This window comes from Pedobacter agri, from assembly GCF_032678665.1.
GTDB lineage: Bacteria > Bacteroidota > Bacteroidia > Sphingobacteriales > Sphingobacteriaceae > Pedobacter > Pedobacter agri_A.
Map to the genome: position 1 here is coordinate 111,632 of NZ_JAVTSH010000006.1, position 21,556 is coordinate 133,187.

Here is a 21,556-nt window from a genome sequence, read left to right on the forward strand (position 1 = left end):
TGTTTCTTTTGTTGTCAAAAAAAAATAGCCCGTCTGGTTAGGACAAATAAACACCCCGCCCTGCGGGCACCCCTCTGAAAGAGGGGAATGCGAATCGTATAAACAAGATTGTAAATATCAATCGAAACGATTTCTACTCTCCTAAAAACATCAAAACTTTCTCACAAACTTTGAACAAAAGCGGTGGCAAAGTTTCATTATCATATGGATGCGAAGCACCATAAACATGATTTGCGCCTTCAATTTTAATCAATCTACTTCCCGAATTTGCATCAGCCAGTTTCTGAGCATTCTCAAAAGGAACATTCACATCATCGTCGCCCTGAACAATTAACCAGGGAATATTAATGCGTTTGGCAGCTTCGATAATATTTAATGTGGCTGCATTTTCTTCAAAATCTTCCAGTAACTCAACATTTAAGGGCATTTGCTCTTTTGTCCTGGCATTGGTTACATAGATTTTTCCATTACTTTTCCATTCTGCTTCCTGTTCTTTTTTCCATAGGCTATTAAAGCTTGAGATAGCGCTCCATGTAACTAATTTATCAATTCGCAGATCGTTAGCGGCTTCAATTATAGCTAAACCACCACCGCGACTATGGCCAATCAAATTCACTTTAGTATGGTTACCATAAACCTTTTCAATGTAATCAAGTACAGCATTTACATCAAAGAGTTCTTTCGAAAACGTGTTGCTGGCAAATGCTTCCAAATCACTTACATCTTTAGGATGATCTGCCGGTACGCCACTGTGCGATAAATTGAATTTTATATACCGATAACCATTGGCTGCGAAATATCGGGCCACCAAATTATGCGAACCCCAATCTTTAAAACCTTTAAAGCCATGAACAAAAAGTACTATAGGTGTATTTGGGTTTTTATCTTCAAAAGTAATATCGCCGATAATTAACTTTCCATCTGCACCGCTTAGGCTAAAATCATTTTGTACAATCATAATATTTTAACAGCTGTTGTGGAATAGTGTTTGTTTTCTACTATAAAATTTTTAATTATGACAACAGAAAACCAAACACCAAACCCTGAATCAGAAAACGGATTTTTTGATAGTTTGAAGGATAAATTTAACGAATTTAAAGATAAGGCAGAAGATACTTTCGATGATATCAAAGAAAAAGCAGAAGACATTTGGGAAGAAACCAAAGAAAAAGCGGAAGACCTGAAAGATCAGGCTGAGGAAAAATGGGAAGATTTAACCTCAACGGGCGAAGAAAAGAAATAATTTAATACCCAGATTGAAAAAGGTAAAACTTAAGTTTTACCTTTTTTTGTTTATAAACGGTTTTGTAATTTGCAATTCCCCTCCTTGGGGGGCGCAGGATGGGGTGGTTTCTTTGTTTCTTGCACAACCACGATTTGGCATTGAGTTAAAAGCATTAGACTTCAAAATAACCACCCCCAACCCATCCTTGAAATAAGGAGGGGAGTTGGATAGTGCTACTTAAAATTTGTGCGTTTATTAACGGCTTTGGTTTAATCCACAGTAATAAATTAGGTGCAGAAATTTGCCGACATTGTAACTACTCCCCTCCTAACCTAGGAGTGGCAAGGAGTGGTCTTTATCTTTCCTGTATAAACCTAAGTTCGCTAAACCCAATTGCAGAGGTAATACCTTTGATGGCTATACGAGAAAGATTTCTGCGTCGTTCCTCCTCGCAATGACGGAAATGGAGCAGAATGACAGAAGTTAACAAAAAGATTGAAACAAAAAGCGGGGCTACCATAAAGCAAACCCACTACAATTGCTTCCCAAATCATTTTTATTTTTTCGTGTAAATCCATGCCCACCAAATAAACAGTGCCTGAAATGGAATCCGTATCCAGGCAATAAAAGGTGTAATCTCAATTGATTTCAGCATGAATGGGGCTTTCTGAATCATGTAAATATGTGCGGGCATAAATGCCAGCAGCATCAAAACAATTAACCATCCGGCCGGCCTTCGTGTACGCTTAAAAAGCAGCATTACTCCAAATGTAATTTCTAAAATGCCCGATAAGTAAATTAAAAATTTGTGAGCGGGCAACCATTCAGGCATGATTGTGTAATATCCCGTAGTCGAAATAAAATGATTAAAGCCTGCCACGATGTAGAACAAGGCGTAAATCCACAATAAAATTTTGAATGTAGCAGTGGGTTTGTCAGGGTTATGCATCTATTTAAAACCGTTCTAAATTAATGTAAATTACAGATTAATGACGTTGACATGCATCAACCGTGTTACTTTTGTATCCCGATAATAGTTAATAACGGAAGCACTTGGAATATTTAAAAGTAATAGCTTTTACGCATCACCACATCGACCTGAAATCTTTAGGGAAATTAGTTATTTGTGATCACAGTTTAGATAGCCGGTTGAAGAATATTCAAACAGAGCTTCCCGTTAGCGAAATTTTTTATCTCGGCACTTGCAACCGTGTAGAGTTCGTTTTCCTAACCAAAGAAAAAACCGACAAAGAATTCGTTACTAAATTTTTAACTGTTTTAGACATGGGTTTACCTCCAGAATTTATGGAGCGTTTTCTTGATAATGTTACGGTTTACGAAAACGAAGAAGCCTTTAATCACTTATTGAGAACATCGTGTTCTTTAGAAAGTTTAGTTGTTGGCGAAAAAGAAATCCTGGCTCAAATCCGTAAAGCTTATGAAAACTGCCGCGATGCAGGTTTTACAGGCGACTATATGCGGATGATTATGGATAGGGTAGTAAAAACGGCGAAAGAGGTTTACACGCACACCAATATTTCCAAAAATCCGGTTTCAGTGGTTTCTTTGGCTTATCGCAAGCTGAAAGAATTAAACATGTGTGGTAATTCTCGCGTGTTAATTATTGGCGCTGGCGAAACCAATCAGAACATCGCCAAATACCTTAACAAACATAAATACTCAAACTTCTCTATTTTTAACCGTACACTTTCAAAAGCCGAAACATTGGCCGAGGAGTTAAATGGTAAGGCTTACTCATTAGCTGAGTTAGAAAATTTTACAGAAGGTTTTGATGTAATTATTACTTGCACCGGTTCTACTGAAGCAATTATTGATGAAGCACTTTACGCCAAATTGCTGAATGGCGATACAGGCAAAAAGGTAATCGTTGATTTGGCCATTCCTAATGATGTTGCTCCATCGGTTATTCATAACAATCTGGTTCATTACATTGAGGTAGAATCTTTAAAAGAGGTTGCCCGCAAAAACATCCAGGAGCGTTACAACGAGCTCGTTCACGCCGAAGATATTATCACCGCAAATATTGCAGAGTTTTTCACAGTTTTAAAACAACGCCGCATCGAATTGGCAATGCAGGAGGTTCCGCGTAAGATTAAGGAAATTAAAAACACAGCCTTAAATGGTGTGTTTGCCGATGAAATCAGTCAGATGGATGAAGCCTCTCGTGAGGTTCTGGAGCGTGTGATGAATTACATGGAGAAAAAATGCATTAGCGTTCCGATGATTATGGCCAAAGAAATTTTGGTTAAAGAATCGTAGTTTTAACCGTTTTTTAACTTTCGTCATTGCGAGGCACAGCCTGTCCCGACATTTCGGGGAAGCAATCCTAAAGCGTCGATTAATTAATATTCCTAAGCTTTGTTTTTCTTATTTTCTTAATGGTTTAATTAATTGAAAAGCAAGTTTCTGTCCTTTTCGGTCGGTTCAGCCCTGCTTTTCGTTTCAATCTTTTTTATCAGGCACTGTCATGCTGAGGTACGAAGCATCTGTTTCATCGGTTGCAGAGGCTTCGTACCTCAGCCTGACAGCTTATTCAAAGTTGTTGCAAAAAAAGTATTTCCACTGCAATCAGGTTTACAAAACTTCTGTTTGTATAAGAAACTCAAAAACTCCCATAAGACCTTGTTTATGGCGCTCGTCATAGCGAGGTACAGCCTGCCCCGACATTTCGGGGAAGCAATCTCTTTTAACAAATAATATAATAAATGAGATTGCTTCAATCGATGAAAAATCGATTTCGCAATGACGGAAACAGGAGTAACAGCTATACTATTTGATACAGGAAACCACCCCGCCCTGCGGGCACCCCTCCAGAGGAGGGGAATTGCAAATCGCATCAAAATTCTCTCAATGTTATATGAAACTATCTAGCTTTTTACTTTCAACTCTTAACTTTCAACTCTTAGCTTTCAGCTTTCAACTTTCCGCTTTTCGCTTTTCGCCTTCCGCTTTCAACTTTCCGCTTTCCGCTTTCAACTTTTCGCCTTCCGCCTTCCGCTTTCAACTCTATATGTAACCTCACTGTCTCATTTTTAAACAATTTACTAGATAAGGCCGTATTTAGTTAGATTTGCAAATCATTTAACAACACAGTGAAGAAATTAACCATCGGAACACGCGGTAGCGAACTTGCATTATGGCAGGCTAATCACATTCAAAGTGAATTGGCGGCAATTGGAATTGAGGCAGAAATTAAAATTATCAAAACGCAGGGCGATAAAATCCTGAATTTACGTTTAGATAAATTGGAAGGGAAAGGCTTTTTTACCAAAGAACTGGAAGAAGAACTTTTAGCTGGTACAATCGATTTAGCCGTTCATTGCTTGAAAGATTTGCCGACAACGCATCCTGCCGGCTTGACCATTGCTGCAATTCCACCACGCGAAGAGGCGACCGAATATTTGCTGATTCTAAAAGATTGTGTAGATGTTTCACAAAAGCTTTCTTTGAAAAAAGGCGCAATGGTTGGTACTTCATCAAACCGGAGAAAAGCGCAACTTTTAGGTTTGCGCTCTGATTTGGAAATTGAAGATTTGCGTGGAAACGTTCCAACCCGCATTCAAAAACTTCGTGATGAAGATTATGATGCGATCATGCTGGCAAAAGCAGGCATCAAACGGTTAGGTTTAGACGTTAGCGAATTTCATGTTGAAGAACTGGAACCAACTGAATTTGTTCCGGCTCCGGCTCAGGGTGCTTTGGCCATACAAATCAGAGAAAATGATAACGAACTTTTTAATGCTTTGCAAAAACTCCACGACCCGGCAACAGCTGAAGAAGTTGGTGTTGAACGAAAAGTGCTGAATATTTTCGAAGGCGGTTGTCACATGCCTTTAGGCTGTTATTGTAAAAAGGAAGATGGTGTTTTTGAAGTATGGACATCTAAAGCTGAAACGGCTGATGATTTTCCGGAACGTTTATTTTTACGTTCAGAAACTACAGATGGCTTAGCGGAGAAAATAGTTGCCAAATTCGATAAGGAAAGAAAAAAGCCTGCAAAGGTTTTCATCTCCCGTGAAATCGGCGAGCACAGTTATTTCCGCAAGGCTTTAGAAAACAATAATATAGAAATTGAGGGGCGGTCGCTCATCCGCACTTTCCCAATTGTTACCGTTTTAGACCAGTTTATTTTAAAAAATATTGATTGGATGTTCTTCAGTAGCAGAAACAGTGTAGAGTATTTTTTCAACTTAAAACCACAGTTACCAAAGAAAACACAATTTGGTGTTGTGGGCAGAGGTTCTGAAGATGCTTTGCGTAAGTTTAACCATTTCGCTGATTTTGTAGGTGCAAGTGGCGATATTGCAGAAGTGGCAGAAGATTTTGCAAAGTTGGTTTCTGGCAAAAATGTTCTGTTTCCAAGGGCGCAAGATTCTTTGCAATCCATTCAAAAATCCTTACCGGCAGATGCTAAAATTATCGATTTGCCCATTTACGAAACGGTAATTGAAGAAAATATCGACCAGAGTTATGCTGATGTACTGATTTTTACCAGTCCATCAAACGTTGATGCGTATTTCGCTGATAATTTATTAGAGCCTGGTCAGCAGGTGATTGCAATTGGAAATTCTACGGGTAAGAAATTTGATGAAATGGGGGTGAAGTATGCTTTGCCATATTCGCCTGATGAAATTGGATTGGCTGAAGCAGTTTTTGGGATAGAGATTAGGTAGGGGGTGTAGAGTTAAGGTGTAGGGTTTGGGAGCAGAAAGGCTAAAGCGTTTCGGAGCAGAAGGGCTAAAGCCAAAAGCAAGACCACATCGTCATTGCGAGGTACAGCCTGCCCCGACATTTAGGGGAAGCAATCCAAAAGCGCAGCGGTTTGGGAATTAAAAGAAGGATGCCGAAATACCCCCTCCTGCGGACAGCCCTCTGGAAAAGGGAAATTGCGTAGTGTGTAAAAACATGTTTTAGAAACGCTGAGGGGTATTCCTCTTTGGAGGGTTCAAGGGGAGGATTTAGTTTCTTGCACAAGCCAATATTCTCTAAACCCGTCCCGATAGCTATCGGGAGAAGTGGAAATACTTTTTTAAGTAGCAACCCTGAATAATTTGTCATGCTGAGGCACGAAGCATCTGTAGGCTATGAATCAGATGCTTCGTACCTCAGCATGACAGAAGTTAAAAAAAGGATTGCAACAAAAAGCGGGACTATAATAACCAAAGTATTACTGGATCTGCTTTTCAAAAAAATAATTAGCTGGTTCGTGAAGACACAAACCATGGCGTTAAAAATATAAATTAATGTTTCGTGAAGACACAAACCACGGCGCTACAAAAAATAATACAATACTCAAGTCTTGATACTTGATACTATATACTTGATACAAATAAAATGTTACATCGTCCGAGAAGATTAAGGAAAAACCCGTTGGTTAGAGAGATGGTAGCCGAAACCCGACTATCGAAAGATATGTTTGTGTACCCGTATTTTGTCGTGCCAGGAACGAATGTTACGCATGCAATTGATGCCATGCCGGGTGTTAACCATTATTCGGTTGATACTTTGGTGAAGGATGTGGAGGCCGGAATGAAAAAAGGCTTGAATAAAATCATGCTTTTTGGTGTGGGCGATGAAAAATCGGCTGATGCAAAATCTGCTTATCATGACCATTCGTTGGTGCCTACGGCAGTTCGGGAGTTGAAAAAACAATTTGGTGAAGATCTATATGTTGTTACCGATGTTTGCGTTTGTTCTTACACCACACATGGCCATTGCGGCATTATGGAGAACGATTACGTTCAAAATGATAAAACGGTTGATGTTATTGCAAAAATGGCTTTGACACATGCGCAGGCCGGAGCAGATATGTTTGCGCCATCAGACATGATGGATGGTCGGATTGAAGCGATGCGAAATTTATTAGATAAAAATGGTTTCGTAAACGCCGCAATCATGAGTCATGCGACCAAGTTTGCATCTGCTTATTACGGTCCGTTTAGGGAAGCTGCAGATTGTGCCCCAAGCAAAGGCGATAGAAAGGCTTACCAAATGGATTTCAGAAATCCGTTAGAAGCTTTGCGTGAAGCACAGCTAGACGAGCAGGAAGGTGCAGACGTACTAATGGTAAAGCCAGGTTTAGCTTATCTGGATATCATTCAACGTTTGAAACAGGATACCAATTTGCCTATTGCAGTTTACAATGTCTCGGGCGAATATTCGATGGTTAAAGCGGCGGCAGAACGCGGCTGGATTGACGAACAAAAAGTAGTGATGGAAACAATGCATGCCTTTGCAAGGGCTGGAGCGAGCATTATTACCACTTACCACATTAAAGATATTTTAAATAACGATTGGATGTAATTTGAGCTGAAAGCTTAAAGCAGAAAGACCAAAGCTACTTTACAACGCTTTACTTTTCGCTTTGAGCTTTAGTCTTTCAGCTTTAAGCTTAATAAAAATGTTAGATTCATTAAAGAAAATGTTTTCAGGCAACGAAGCCGATGTTCCGGTAAATACAGGAAGTAAGCCTGATATTTCGAGGGTAAAATCTGCGGAATTGTATGAGAAATCAAAAACGTATTTCCCTGGTGGGGTAAACTCGCCAGTAAGGGCTTTCAAATCGGTTTATGGTACACCACTTTTTATTGAGAAAGGTGACGGCTGCTACATCTGGGACGCAGATGGCAATCAGTTTATTGATTTCTGTGGAAGTTGGGGTCCGTTGATTTTAGGGCACAATAACCCGAAAATACGTGAGAAGGTTACTGAGGTAATGCAGAACGGAATGAGTTTCGGTGCGCCAACAGCTTTGGAAAATGAACTGGCAGAATTGATTATTAAAAACAATCGTTTTGTAGAGAAAATCCGCTTTACAAGCTCTGGTACGGAAGCGGTAATGTCTGCAATTCGTTTGGCAAGAGGCTTTACAGGAAGAGATAAAATTTTAAAATTCGAAGGCTGTTACCACGGTCACAGCGATTCGCTTTTGGTTAAAGCAGGTTCTGGTTTGGTTACCTTTGGCGAAACTTCTTCGGCTGGTGTTCCAAAATCTTTTGCTGAAGAAACGATTGTAATTCCTTTAAATGATAAAACAGCTATTGAACAGGCTTTTGCTCAATTTAAAGACCAAATTGCTGCGGTAATCATCGAGGGTATTCCGGCCAACAACGGTTTGATTATGCAGGATGAAGAATACATTCATTTCTTGCGTAAAATTTGTACGGATAATCATTCGCTTTTAATCTTTGATGAAGTGATTACTGGTTTCCGTGTTGGTTTTGAAGGTGCCGCGGCTTATTACGGCATCACACCTGATATTGTAACTTATGGAAAAATCATCGGTGGTGGTTTGCCTGTTGGGATGTACGGAGCAAGAGCTGAAATTATGGCGCATATTTCGCCTGATGGCGGTGTTTACCAGGCGGGGACGTTATCTGGAAACCCAGTGGCGATGGCTGCAGGTATTGCAACTTTAACGGAACTAAATAAATCTGGTTTTTACAAAGATTTAAATAATAAAACCCAGGATTTTGTAGCCAGCATTCAGCGTTTTGCAACGGCAAGAAATTATAAGTTTAAAGTGTTTACGGTTGGCTCTATTTTCTGGTTTGCTTTTACCGATAAGGATAAAATTCAATCGGCTGATGATATTGATGCAGGTAGCATGGAGAAATTTAAAGTGATGCACCGCGAATTGTTGAATAGAGGAATTTATTTAGGTCCATCGGGATATGAAGTGGGTTTTGTATCTTCAGCACATACGAAAATAGAATTAGAGAAAGCAAAGCGAGCAATTTTTGAGTCGCTTGATTTGGTGTTTAAGAAATAGGTTTTTTAACCACAGAGAACATAAAGGTTTTCACAGAGTGGAATGAGTTTTTAGTTTTTGAACCATTAAAGTACTAAGAAAGTGTAAGCTCATAGTGTCGTCATTGTGAGGTATGAAGCAATGTTAAAGCTGCGGGTTTAGATGCTGAGAGTTGATTGTAAAGAAACACCCCGTCCTGCGGACACCCCTCTGGAAGAGGGGAATGCTGGGCGCAAATGGCGATGGTTTCATGAAAATGGAGAGAAATTTCTCCTAATTTTATCAGGAGGTTAAGGGTGGTTTTTTAGTTTCTCGCAGAAGCCTAAGTTCTCTAAACCCGATTGAAGTGGAAATACTTTTTTGAGCAGCAACCCTGAATAAACTGTCATGCTGAGGCACGAAGCATCTGCAATCGATGAAACAGATGCTTCGTTCCTCAGCATGACAGAAGTTAAAAAAAGATTGGAACAAAAAGCGGGACTGCAATAACCGAAATGAACAGAACATTACTTTTCATAATCGACTACGCTCAGTATGAAAAAAAAACGGTGCGTGAAGACACGAACCATGGCGATTAAAAAAAATATAATTTAGTGATGGAGGAGAAAATCTTAAAATCCTTAAATCATAAAAATCCTGGTAAAGACAGATGAAAAAATCGATTATCATATTTTACGCTTTATTACTTTATGCTTTAATCCAGCTCATTTCTTGGGGTACGTTGGTGGTGCGTTTGCAGCCAAGCCGCATGACAATGATCATGGGGGAGGGTTCGGTATTTTTATTTCTGCTTTGCATTGGTGGTTATTTTCTTCATCAATCGTTAAAACGTGAGGATAAGTTGAGGGAGCAGCAGCAGAATTTCTTAATGTCGATTACCCACGAATTGAAATCGCCGTTGGCGGCTATAAAACTTTCTATTCAAACCATTGTTAAAAGAGATTTGGATAAAGCCCGCCAGGTTTCGTTGCTAAATAATTCTTTAAAAGATATTGAACGTTTGGATGATCTGGTTGAAAATATGCTTTTGGCAACCAAAATTGAAAACCGTTCTTATACATTCCCGAAAGAGGAATTTAATTTTTCGGAATTGGTTTATAAGATTACGGATCGGTTGCAGGTTCACTCATGTGGAAATGAACAGTTAATTAATGCTCAGATTCAGCCAAATTTGCAGATAATGGGTGACAAATTTGCCTTATCGTCAGTCGTGACAAATTTGATAGAGAATGCAGTAAAATATTCGAGTCCTTGCGATGAGATAAATGTGCTTTTGGATCAAGTTGACGGCCATATTCAGTTGAGTGTGATTGATAAAGGTCCTGGCATTTCAGATGCCGAAAAAATGTTGATATTTGATAAGTTTTACCGCGTTGGTAATGAGAATGTCAGGAAAGCGAAAGGAACAGGTTTAGGCTTGTTTATTGTGAAAGAGGTTTTACAATACCATGATGCAGATATTACAGTAAAAGACAATTTGCCTCAAGGAAGTATTTTTGAAGTAACATTTAGTTAATCTCAATTATGTCACAAAAATTAAGAATTCTATTGGTAGAAGACGAGGACCACTTGTTAGATGCTATTAAATTGAACCTCGAACTTGAGGGTTATAAAGTTCACGCCGTTAAAGATGGCAAAACCGCTCTTAAAATATTTAAAGAAGAACGTTTCAATCTAATTGTTTTAGATGTAATGTTGCCGGAAATGGATGGTTTCCAGGTTTGTGAAACGATTCGTTTAGAGAATGCAGAAGTACCGATTATGTTTTTAACGGCTAAAAACACATCAGAAGACCGCGTTTTAGGTTTGAAAAAAGGTGCTGATGACTATTTAGTTAAACCTTTCAATTTAGAGGAATTAATTCTTCGCGTTGGTATTTTAGTTAAACGCAGTTTAAAATCTGATGATTTAAAAGAATTAAACTCTTACAAAATTGGTGATAAAACAATCTATTTTAACTCTTTTGAATTAAAACATGATGATGGTACAATTACACCATTAACCAAGAAAGAAACAATGTTGTTAAAGCTTTTAATTGAGCGTAAAAACGATGCGGTTTCTCGTGAGCAGATTTTAGAAACGGTTTGGAATTATGATGTTTATCCATCTACAAGAACCATTGATAATTTCATCTTAACGTTCCGTAAGTATTTTGAACCAGATCAAAAAAATCCGGTTTATTTCCATTCGATTCGTGGTGTGGGGTATAAATTTACCGATAGTCATTAATGTACAATAGCTTAGGCAGGTATGCGCTGATGGCCGTTTTTTTATTGGCCGCTTTGGTATGCGTGTTTTTCACCCAATATGAGTTGGCCGCGGTGGCTGGCTTTTTATTCATATTCGTAATTTGGAGTCATTTCAGGCATAGTTCTGTGTTAATGGCATCTAAGTATTTCAAAAACAACGAATATGGTAAAGCAAAGCTGATGCTGGCAGAAGTACCAAATCCGGAAAGACTATCGAAAAGCCGCAGGGGTTATTACGAATTTATGCAGGGAAACATCGCTTTAAAGGAAGAAGACTATGAAAAAGCTGAATATCATTTTCAGTTGGCAAGTCGTTTTCCGGTGGGTGGCAAAACGCAAAAAGGTTACGTATTGATTCATTTGGCTAATCTCGCTTTGCGGAAAAAAGATAAAGAAAGGGCAGAGGTTTATGTTAGTAAAGCAAAAGAACTTGCAGAGTCTACCCGTTCGAAAGATATAATTGTTAAAATAGAAAATGAAATAAGCAAATTATAATATTCGTATTGTCATTTTGAGAAACGAAGCACCCGTTTAGGAATAAAAAGGTACTTCGTTTTTTTTTTATTTATACCTTTGCGGAATTAAAATTTTATCCACGCGTCATCCTGAATTCAGTTCAGGATCTAATTGATAGAAAGACCCTAATCCCGAATGTTCGGGACAGGGTGACGAAATGGAAACACACAACAAATCATGAAGAATAATTTATTTTTAGACGCAGCATTTTCAAAACAAACAGAACGTCCACCAGTTTGGATGATGCGTCAGGCAGGTCGTTTTATGCCACAATATTGGGAGATTAAAAACAAATACTCTTTTTTAGAGATGTGTAAAACTCCAGAAATTGCTGCAGATGTAACGATGCTTCCTGTTGATTTGTTAGATATTGATGTAGCGATTTTATTCTGTGATATTCTGGTAACTGGCGAGGCGATGGGTGGCGATTTGAGCTTTACTCAAGGTGTTGGTCCGAAGTTTGCCAACCCGGTGCGTAATGCGCAAGACATTGAAAACTTAAATGTTGATTGTTTGGATGAATTGCAATATGTTGCGGATGCGATTAAGGTAATTCAGCAGAGATTGGATGGCCGTATTCCTTTAATCGGGTTTGCTGGTGCACCATTTACCGTAATGAGCTATTTAATTGAAGGTGGTTCATCTAAAGATTTTAAGTTAACCAAACTTTTTATACATAATCAACCAGAGTTAGCACATAAACTTTTAGCTAAAATTGCAAAGGTTACTGCCGATTATTTGAATCTTCAGATTGCTGCAGGCGTTAATGCAGTTCAGATTTTTGACAGCTGGGCTTTGGCATTATCGTGGAACGATTATCAGGAATTTTCTCACCGTTACATTCAGGAAATCATCGCTAACTTAAACAGAAAAGATATTCCGGTAATTTCTTTCTGTAAAGGAAGTTCGGTTTTTGCACCAATTATGGCAGAAGCTAAACCTGATGTAATTTCTGTTGATTGGAACGCAGATTTGTTAAACATTAAAAATGCATTGCCAAAAGGTATTGCTGTTCAGGGAAATTTAGATCCACATATATTATATGCAGATCAATCGGTTATCAAAGCACAGATTCATAAATTATTTGAGCGTATGCGTGGCACTGAGGGTTTTATCTTTAACTTAGGTCATGGTATTATGCCAGATATTCCTTTTGATAACGTAAAGTATGCGATTGATGTAGTGAAAGAGTTTAGGTATTAAACCCCTAAATCTCCTAAAGGGGACTTTGAACAGCGAGTGTAAATTGTTAGATTAATTTAATATTCTATCATTTAAACTAGTATGAAAAAATCTGATGTTATTTATATTCTAAAAGATATGCCCGATGAATTTTGTGTGGAAGAATTAATCGAGAAAATTCTATTAGCTCAAAAGATAGAAATAGGATTAAATCAGGTTAAAATGGGGAAAGTTTTTTCAGGAATTGAGGGCGAAAAAAAGGTGTTTAATGCAAAGACAATCAAGACCATGAATGATGCACAAAACGGTGTTAATATTAAAGAACCTATTCAAGATATAAATCACTTTTTAAGGAATTTATAAATAAAAATCAATTTTCCTTTCAAATAAAACTTCGATGATCGAAACCCTACAACCATATTATTTCTATTTCGTTGCGGTGCACATCGTATTTGTAATTAGCTGGATGGCGGGTCTGTTTTATATTTTAAGTCTTTTCATTTACCATACTGAAGCCAACGAAAAACCAGAACCTGAAAAAAGTATTCTTGTAAATCAGTTTACAAAAATGGAGGCTACTTTATGGAAAATTATCGCAACCCCTGCGATGATCATTTCCGTATTGGCCGGTATCTCTATGCTTACGCTAAACCCAGGTTTACTGCGGGCTGATTGGATGCATGTTAAACTTGGTTTCGTAGTCGGATTGTTAATCTACCATTTTATTTGCCAAAACATTGTTAAGCAACTTAAAAGAGGTGAATTTAAAATGAGCAGTTTTCAGCTTCGCCTATGGCGGGAGTTGGCCACCATTTTCATGATTGCGATTGTTTTTGTGGTGATTTTGAAAGATTCCTTAAACTGGATCTACGGCCTTATTGGCATTATGGGCGTTGCGATGGCGATTATGATTGCTGTGAAATTGTACAAGAATTATCGGTTAAGAAAGTAATCATTACTATTGAAGCTGAAGCATTAAAGCAGATATAGATAACCTTTCTTTGTTTTCTTTGCGTAAACTTAGTGTGCTTTGCGGTTAAATAAACGAAAAACTATTCTAAATTTGGCTGATAAAATCCAAACACATGTTCACAAATGCAGGTCTGCAAAAGACCTTACTTTTCATATCATTCATTTTTACTTCTTATGTTGCTTCGGCACAGTTTAACCAATCGGCTTTAGAAAACAGAATCCGCCCGGATAGCAGTTTAACTAACGAAGTTCATTTCAACTTTTACAACTTCAACTACGTTCGGAACTACGAATACACAAACGATTTCCACGACGGTTATACTTTGTATGGAACACAGCTACAGCCCCAAATTGTGTATTATGCACATCCAAATTTGGCAATAACTGCCGGTGCTTTCATTCGTAAAGATTTCGGTCGGAACGGCATCACAGATGCAAAACCATTATTTAGTTTAAAATATCACAAAAGGAATCTAACATTAGTTTTTGGTAGTCTGGAAGGTGGCATTCAGCATAAATACATTGAACCGATTTATAATTTCGAAAGGACGATAACGAATCCAATAGAATATGGAACACAGTTATTGGTGGAGCGAAAGAAATTTAATTTAGATGCGTGGATTGCCTGGCAGAAAATGATCGAAAAAGGCGAAGCTGCAAAAGAAGAAATTGTTGGAGGTTTATCTACCGAAACCACAATTGCCGAAAACAATGGCTGGAAATTTAGTTTTCCCGCACAGTTTTTAGCTTTCCATCAAGGTGGACAGATTGATGTTTTAAAAGATATTGCCATTAGCACGGTTTTAAACGGTGCGGCTGGATTGAAATTGCATAAGGAAATTAATGCCAACATTAAACAAGTTTATACAGATAACTATATCGCTGTTTATAAAGATTTATCTCCAGATAAAAGGAGGGCCTACGAAGGTGGTTTTGGCCTTTGGTTAAACGCCGGTGTTGAGAGTAAATGGGGCAGTTTGGTCGCGTCATATTGGAAGGGAAATAACTTTATTTCTATTAAAGGTATGCCTTTATACGAATCGGTTTCGAGTAATTTGTATACCAATGGTTTAAAGCAGAGCGGCAGAAACATTGTTTCGCTGCGTTATGCTTATCAAAAAGAATTGATTCCACATTTATATCTTGATGTTCGTTTTGAACCCCATATTGATCTGGATCATACCGATAAACAACTTCAGTTTAATCACTCATTTTTTCTGACTTATAAACAGGATTTCAGATTGTTTAAAGTAAAAAAGTCAAATTAACTTATTAACTAAAAACCGCTAAGTTTAAATTCTTGACGCCATTGATGATGGACTGTAAATGGGCCCGGTAGATTTCAATTCAACTGGCCTCACTTGAACAACAGTTCGTTAAATCTACTTCATTTCTGTCATGCTGTCAGTAAACTAAGACCATGTTTTTTACATTTTATCAGTCTTTTAGCTATATTTCCTGCCAAAAACCAATTGGCACAAGCATTGTTTAATAGGAGTAGAAATTATAATACTTAAAAAGAGAAAATAAAAATACAATGGGAAAAATTATTGGAATAGACTTAGGAACAACAAACTCTTGCGTAAGCGTAATGGAGGGCAATGAGCCTGTAGTTATTGCGAACAGTGAGGGTAAACGTACTACACCGTCTATTGTTGCTTTTGCAGAAAACGGTGAGCGTAAAGTTGGCGAGCCTGCTAAACGTCAGGCTATAACCAACCCAACAAAAACGATATATTCGATTAAACGCTTTATGGGTAACAGCTACGACGAAAGTGCGAAAGAAGCTGGACGTGTACCTTATAAAGTTGTTAAAGGTGATAACAATACACCTCGTGTAGAAATCGATGACAGAAAATATACTCCACAAGAGATTTCTGCGATGATTCTACAAAAAATGAAAAAAACTGCTGAAGATTTCTTGGGTCAGGAAGTTACTGAAGCGGTTATTACAGTACCAGCTTACTTTAATGATGCACAACGTCAGGCTACTAAAGAAGCGGGCGAAATTGCAGGTTTAACTGTAAAACGTATCATTAACGAGCCAACTGCAGCTGCTTTAGCTTATGGTTTAGATAAAGCACACAAAGACATGAAAATTGTTGTGTTTGACTGTGGTGGTGGTACACATGACGTTTCTGTTTTAGAATTAGGTGATGGCGTTTTCGAAGTAAAATCTACTGATGGTGATACGCACTTAGGTGGTGATGACTTTGATCACATTATTATCGACTGGTTAACAAGTGAATTCAAAGCTGAAAACAGCATGGACCTTGCAAAAGATCCAATGGCATTACAGCGTTTAAAAGAAGCTGCTGAGAAAGCTAAAATTGAGTTATCAAGCACAACTTCTACTGAAATTAACTTGCCATACATTACTGCTGATGCAAGCGGCCCGAAACACTTGGTACGTACATTATCTCGTGCTAAATTTGAGCAATTGGCTGATAGCTTAATCAAACGTACGATCGAGCCTTGTAAATCTGCGTTGAAAAATGCTGGTTTAAGCACAAGCGATATCGACGAAATTATCTTAGTTGGTGGTTCAACTCGTATTCCTGCAATTCAGGATGCTGTTAAAGCTTTTTTCGGTAAAGAGCCAAGTAAAGGTGTTAACCCTGATGAGGTTGTAGCAATTGGTGCTGCCATTCAAGGTGGTGTGTTAACTGGTGATGTAAAAGATGTATTGTTATTAGACGTTACACCTTTATCATTAGGTATCGAAACTATGGGTGGTGTAATGACTAAATTAATCGAGTCTAACACAACTATCCCAACCAAAAAATCTGAAACTTTCTCAACTGCAGCTGATAACCAGCCTTCAGTAGAAATCCACATTTTACAAGGTGAGCGCCCAATGGCTGGCCAAAACCGTACAATTGGTCGTTTCATTTTAGATGGTATTCCACCAGCACCTCGTGGTGTGCCTCAAGTAGAAGTTTCTTTTGATATTGATGCAAACGGTATCTTACACGTAAGTGCAAAAGATAAAGCTACAGGTAAAGAGCAAAAAATCCGTATCGAAGCATCTTCAGGTTTAACTGATGCAGAGATCAAAAAAATGAAAGAAGAAGCCGAAGCTAATGCAGCAGATGATGCTAAGCAAAAAGAAGAAGCTGACAAAATTAACGGAGCTGATGCTTTAATTTTCTCTACTGAGAAACAATTAAAAGAGTTTGGTGATAAATTATCTGCTGATAAAAAAGCGCCAATCGAAGCTGGTTTAGAGAAATTAAAAGCAGCGCACAGTTCTCGTAACTTCGCAGATATCGATGCAGCACAAGCTGAATTGCAAAATGCATGGAATGCAGCATCTGAGGAAATGTATAAAGATGGCGGTCAGCCTCAAGGTGGTGAGCAACCACAAGCTGATGGTCAACCTCAAGGTGGCGGTGATAACGTTACTGATGTTGATTTCGAAGAAGTAAAAGAAGAAAAATAGTTAACAGTTTACCGTTAATAGTTCTGGGTGTACAAACCCAGTTAAAAAAAGCGTTTCTGATTAAGTTCAGGAGCGCTTTTTTGGTTTAAAAATTTACATTTAAGGAGTGTAAGATTCATTTTAAACTCATCGTCTAACATGATTCTTATACCTTATATGGTGAAAAATTATTTGGAAATGAAAGGGTCGGTTCTTTTCGGAGACTGCAGCCCCGCCATTCGCTATAGCCCTCATGAAGAATTCGGGGCTGTCGCTACTGTCGGGTTTATTGATTAGAGCCGCTACAATTATTATTTAAATTTGGCTAAAGCCCAAACTTTTTATAGATTCCTCATGCTTCGAAATGACAGGAGCCTAAAAAGCTTTGTGTTTAAAAAGCATCATGCTATTCATTGCCGTTGGCTTCAGCCAATGGAAAACATTATAAACATTCATCTATAATTCCCTGCAACTCTTTCTCGTTTCCATATAATTCTGACAGTAATTTAAATTGATTTTTAGCCCGATCTAAGTTTTGAGTAGGGTAGGCTATCGGATAGTAAATATCACCATTTAAGAAATCAGTTAAGAAACGCAAGGCTTGCATGTAGATAATATATTTCCCGGAAAATAGAATCAATTCTTTTTCAGTTTCCGTCAGTATATTTTTCATCTCTGATAAATAGCCTTTAATCATCGCTTCGAAATAAGGCAAACGAATTTTGACTTTTGCCAAATCGGTCTCATTTTCAGAGAATGCACATAAGTATGTGCGCATCATATCGCCTAAGTCCGAAATAAACTTACCAGGCATAATGGTATCTAAATCAATTACACAAACCCCTTCAAACGTATCTGAATTTAGTAATACATTACTAATCTTAGTATCGTGATGCATCACACGATCAGGGAAGTCTGTCCGGTGCGAATACGACTTAAAATATTCAAGAATATATTTGTGTTCCAAAGCATCATCTATTTGAACTTTGGCTTTTTCTTTTTGCGCTTCCGAGGTTGCGTTTAGCGCAAGTATAAATTGCTCAAAACGTAAACCAAGATCGTGAAAACCCGGTATGGTAGGTTCAAGAATTGCAGCATTGAAGTTATTTAAGAGCCGACTCAGTTTACCAAACTGTTTGGCAGCTTCAAAAGCCTGACAGGGCTCGCTTAATACATCAAGTGATACCGTATCAGGAACAAATGGTAACATGCGCCAATACTCGCTATTTACCTCCGCCATCTGCTCACCATTAATGGTAGGTACTGGCTTAATAAAAAGATACTCGGGATGATGTTGAGCTAGATAATCTGAAATTGCTTTCAGATTATTTGCAATAGACGCAGGGTTTTTAAAAACCGAAGTATTAATATTTTGAAGAATATACTTTTTATCTGCTGATAGGGGAGAAAGCAAATAAGTCCGGTTAATTAAACCCGAACCTATTTGTGTGATTTTAATGTTTTCTTTAGTATATCCGAAGGCTTGTAAAACTTCAGCATCTAAATTTAACTCCATAGTTTTTCAGGATATGTTCCGTTTTTAACCAATTGATCAATCGAATCCTGAACGTAAGGTTTATCTTCTTTGTAAGTTACGCCAAACCATTTATTTGATGTTGGTACAACTTTAAATGTTGCGCTATTACTTTTAACTAAGTTTTCGCCAATTAAAGGAATAAAAAATTCTGCTTTTGGTTTATCTTTATTTGCTTTTGCAAATTCAACGAAAAGTTCTTCAGTTATTTTGAAAACAGCAGGGGTAAATCCCCAGAAATTCATTGAAACAGGTGTGCTGAAATCTAAAGGATATTCTTCGCCATCTTCTTCGTAAAAAATCTTTCCATCTTTAGGATAAACTTTTGTACGTTCAACAATCTCAGTCAAATTGCCAGCATCATCTACTTTACAAACACCTCTGGATACGGCTCCGAATTCAGAAAGGGTTTTTCCGATCTCATAACCAATAATTGAGTAATTACTGTCTGTGGCTTCGGTATTTAAAAAATCGGCCATTTTTTTAAAGGCATCAAAGCCGTAATAATCATCAGCATTAATTACACAGAAAGGTTCTTTTACTACTTTTCTGCCCGAAAGAATTGCATGAGCGGTTCCCCATGGTTTTTCTCTGTAAATTTCTTCTTCGATGCCAAATTGTTTTAAATCGAAGTTCTGGAATACATAATCTGTTTCAATTCTGCCATTCAGTTTAGGCTCAAATATCGCTTTGAAATTCTCAACAAACTCCTCTTTAATGATAAATACCACTTTGCCAAATCCGGCTTGTATGGCATCGTAAATTGAATAATCGATGATGGTTTCTCCGTTTGGACCAAAGCCATCAATTTGTTTCATGCTTCCGTAACGGCTAGCCATTCCGGCTGCCAATATTAATAAGGTAGGTTTCATCTATGTTTTTTATGTTATTTGCGTTAGGGAAACTGATTTCTAAGAGGCTACAAATGTTAGCTATAGTCGTTCTAGTTATCTGGCATTTTCCTATTGCGAAAATACTGTTTTGAGTGTTAATTGTGATATAGGTATTTAGTACTATTAAAATTTAAAATGGTGTTAAAAGCCAAATAAGCCACCGCCACTTTTTGTTCGTGTTTTCTTGCCGGTAAGCATGCCAAAAATTCCCCTCACAATCTCTTTACCAATTTGGCGAGTGATTGTAGCGCCCATTACTTGTTCTATAAAGCTTTTTTCACCTGGCTTAGGTTTGTTTTCTATTTCCTGCTGTTTTTGTGCTGCAACCTCTTGTTTTTCTTGTTCTTCCGCTGCGGCTCGGTCATTAATTCTCTTAGTTAAAATATCGTAAGCACTTTCCGGGTCAACAGCATCCTTATATTTTACATACCTGGCACTTGCCTGTACTAATTTTTCGAAATCGGCAGCAGTTAAAGGGCCCATTACAGCCCGAGGAGGAGTAAGCATTGTAGCTGACACCTCTGTTGGGATACCTTTTTCATTAAGAACGGTAACCAACGCCTGGCCGGTTCCTAGTGATGTTAAGATCTTATCAATTTCGTAAAAATCTGATTTTGGATAAGTATTAACCGTTTTCTTCAACGCATCAACATCATTCGGTGTAAAAGCCCGTAAAGCATGCTGAACGCGATTACCCAGTTGCCCTAAAACACTCTCCGGCACATCTGTTGGTGCCTGGGTGCAAAAGAAAACACCTATTCCTTTTGATCTGATTAATCTGATGATGGTTTCAATTTGCTCTAAAAACGCTTTAGAAGAATTTTTAAATAGTAAGTGTGCTTCATCGAAAAAGAAAACGAGTTTTGGTTTATCCAAATCCCCAACTTCGGGCATGGTGTTAAATAATTCTGCCAATAAACTCAATAAAAATGTGGAGTATAAAACCGGCTGATTTTGAACATCAGCAATGTTTAATAAACTGATGGTTCCTTTGCCGTCTACACGTTCGAATAAATCTTCAATGTCGAAAGATTTCTCTCCAAACATTCCACCTAAACCTTGTTGCTCAATAGCCACAATTTTTCTTAGAATTGTTCCGGAAGTTGAAGTCGAAATACTTCCATATACTTCCTTAATTTCGGCAGCTCCGGCACCTTCAGATAAATAAGAAACCAGCTTTTTTAAATCATTTAAATCGATAATCGGCATTTTATTATCGTCGGCATATTTAAATATTACCGCCATTACACCAGATTGTGTATCGTTTAAATCTAATATTTTTGATAAAAGTGTTGGTCCGAACTCTAAAACTGTCGCTCTCATTTGAGCGCCTATTTTTCCAGATAAAGAGTATATTTCTACCGGAAATCCGGAAGGAGAAAATGGCTTGTTAAGCTGCTGAGCTCTTTCTTCAATTTTTGGATTAATAGAACCAGCCTGATTTAAACCAGATAAATCTCCTTTAACATCTAACATGAAAACAGGAACAGCAGCGTCTGATAATTGCTCGGCCAGTAGCTGCAGTGTTCTGGTTTTTCCAGTACCGGTAGCGCCTGCAATTAATCCGTGTCTGTTCATCATTTTTAATGATAAATTTACTTCAGCTTCGCTATAAACTTGCCCATCCAAAATACCTGCGCCCAAATAAATATAAGACCCTGCCGGGGAATAGGATGACTTTATTTTTTCGATGAATTTTGAAGACAAATCGCTCATTCTTTAAAAAATTAGATTGCCAATTTAAGAAACAAATTTAAAAAGATTACTTTTTGGCTTTCAATTTCCGCTCAAAT

At 37.9% G+C, this 21,556-nt stretch carries 18 protein-coding genes; 13 read left to right on the plus strand and 5 right to left on the minus strand.

Annotated elements, in window-relative coordinates; genetic code table 11:
* Positions 1 to 133: 133 nt before the first annotated feature.
* Positions 134 to 958 (minus strand): alpha/beta hydrolase, encoded by an 825-nt coding sequence (locus R2Q70_RS13735; RefSeq protein ID WP_316808140.1) that lies wholly within the window; start codon positions 956 to 958, stop codon positions 134 to 136.
* Between the two features lie 57 nt (positions 959 to 1,015).
* Between R2Q70_RS13735 and R2Q70_RS13740 the strand changes: the two genes are divergently transcribed.
* Positions 1,016 to 1,243, plus strand: coding sequence for a YtxH domain-containing protein (locus R2Q70_RS13740; protein ID WP_316808141.1), 228 nt, complete (start codon positions 1,016 to 1,018; stop codon positions 1,241 to 1,243).
* 538 nt (positions 1,244 to 1,781) lie between these two features.
* Here R2Q70_RS13740 and R2Q70_RS13745 read toward each other — a convergent pair.
* On the minus strand, positions 1,782 to 2,174 hold the full coding sequence (locus tag R2Q70_RS13745; protein WP_316808142.1) for a MauE/DoxX family redox-associated membrane protein: 393 nt from the start codon (positions 2,172 to 2,174) through the stop codon (positions 1,782 to 1,784).
* 104 nt (positions 2,175 to 2,278) lie between these two features.
* Here R2Q70_RS13745 and hemA point away from each other — a divergent pair, with 104 nt between their 5' ends.
* The 12 genes from hemA to dnaK all read left to right on the plus strand — a co-directional run bounded on the left by hemA (position 2,279) and on the right by dnaK (position 17,357).
* A complete protein-coding gene (gene hemA, locus R2Q70_RS13750) occupies positions 2,279 to 3,505 on the plus strand; it encodes a glutamyl-tRNA reductase (RefSeq protein ID WP_316808143.1) in 1,227 nt (408 codons plus the stop codon).
* Positions 3,506 to 4,338: 833 nt separating this feature from the next.
* On the plus strand, positions 4,339 to 5,919 hold the full coding sequence (gene hemC / locus R2Q70_RS13755) for a hydroxymethylbilane synthase (protein WP_316808144.1): 1,581 nt from the start codon (positions 4,339 to 4,341) through the stop codon (positions 5,917 to 5,919).
* Positions 5,920 to 6,580: 661 nt separating this feature from the next.
* The gene (gene hemB, locus R2Q70_RS13760; protein WP_316808145.1) at positions 6,581 to 7,549 is read left to right on the plus strand and encodes a porphobilinogen synthase; all 969 of its coding nucleotides are present in this window, start codon (positions 6,581 to 6,583) and stop codon (positions 7,547 to 7,549) included.
* A 97-nt stretch (positions 7,550 to 7,646) separates the two neighbouring features.
* Positions 7,647 to 9,017 carry a glutamate-1-semialdehyde 2,1-aminomutase gene (hemL, locus tag R2Q70_RS13765; protein WP_316808146.1) on the plus strand — a complete coding sequence of 457 codons (1,371 nt, stop codon included), beginning with the start codon at positions 7,647 to 7,649 and terminating at the stop codon, positions 9,015 to 9,017.
* A 628-nt stretch (positions 9,018 to 9,645) separates the two neighbouring features.
* Positions 9,646 to 10,512, plus strand: a complete 867-nt coding sequence (locus R2Q70_RS13770) for a sensor histidine kinase (RefSeq protein ID WP_316808147.1) — start codon at positions 9,646 to 9,648, stop codon at positions 10,510 to 10,512.
* An 8-nt stretch (positions 10,513 to 10,520) separates the two neighbouring features.
* On the plus strand, positions 10,521 to 11,225 hold the full coding sequence (locus R2Q70_RS13775; RefSeq protein WP_010602455.1) for a response regulator transcription factor: 705 nt from the start codon (positions 10,521 to 10,523) through the stop codon (positions 11,223 to 11,225).
* Positions 11,225 to 11,740, plus strand: coding sequence for a hypothetical protein (locus R2Q70_RS13780; protein WP_316808148.1), 516 nt, complete (start codon positions 11,225 to 11,227; stop codon positions 11,738 to 11,740). Before R2Q70_RS13775 ends, R2Q70_RS13780 begins: the two co-directional genes overlap by 1 nt.
* A 198-nt stretch (positions 11,741 to 11,938) precedes the next feature.
* Positions 11,939 to 12,964 (plus strand): uroporphyrinogen decarboxylase, encoded by a 1,026-nt coding sequence (hemE, locus tag R2Q70_RS13785; protein ID WP_316808149.1) that lies wholly within the window; start codon positions 11,939 to 11,941, stop codon positions 12,962 to 12,964.
* Positions 12,965 to 13,045: 81 nt separating this feature from the next.
* A complete protein-coding gene (locus tag R2Q70_RS13790; protein ID WP_316808150.1) occupies positions 13,046 to 13,306 on the plus strand; it encodes a hypothetical protein in 261 nt (86 codons plus the stop codon).
* 34 nt (positions 13,307 to 13,340) lie between these two features.
* Positions 13,341 to 13,895, plus strand: a complete 555-nt coding sequence (locus R2Q70_RS13795) for a CopD family protein (protein WP_316808151.1) — start codon at positions 13,341 to 13,343, stop codon at positions 13,893 to 13,895.
* Between the two features lie 133 nt (positions 13,896 to 14,028).
* Positions 14,029 to 15,183, plus strand: a complete 1,155-nt coding sequence (locus tag R2Q70_RS13800; RefSeq protein ID WP_316808152.1) for a hypothetical protein — start codon at positions 14,029 to 14,031, stop codon at positions 15,181 to 15,183.
* Positions 15,184 to 15,452: 269 nt separating this feature from the next.
* Positions 15,453 to 17,357, plus strand: a complete 1,905-nt coding sequence (gene dnaK / locus R2Q70_RS13805; RefSeq protein WP_316808153.1) for a molecular chaperone DnaK — start codon at positions 15,453 to 15,455, stop codon at positions 17,355 to 17,357.
* A 421-nt stretch (positions 17,358 to 17,778) separates the two neighbouring features.
* Here dnaK and R2Q70_RS13810 read toward each other — a convergent pair whose 3' ends face one another.
* The 3 genes from R2Q70_RS13810 to R2Q70_RS13820 form a co-directional block, all read right to left on the minus strand.
* A complete protein-coding gene (locus R2Q70_RS13810) occupies positions 17,779 to 18,852 on the minus strand; it encodes an aminoglycoside phosphotransferase family protein (protein ID WP_316808154.1) in 1,074 nt (357 codons plus the stop codon).
* Entirely contained in the window at positions 18,843 to 19,742 is a 900-nt protein-coding gene (locus R2Q70_RS13815; RefSeq protein ID WP_316808155.1) for an NDP-sugar synthase, read from the minus strand. Before R2Q70_RS13815 ends, R2Q70_RS13810 begins: the two co-directional genes overlap by 10 nt.
* Before the next feature lie 162 nt (positions 19,743 to 19,904).
* The gene (locus tag R2Q70_RS13820) at positions 19,905 to 21,479 is read right to left on the minus strand and encodes a helicase HerA-like domain-containing protein (RefSeq protein ID WP_316808156.1); all 1,575 of its coding nucleotides are present in this window, start codon (positions 21,477 to 21,479) and stop codon (positions 19,905 to 19,907) included.
* Positions 21,480 to 21,556: the final 77 nt, after the last annotated feature.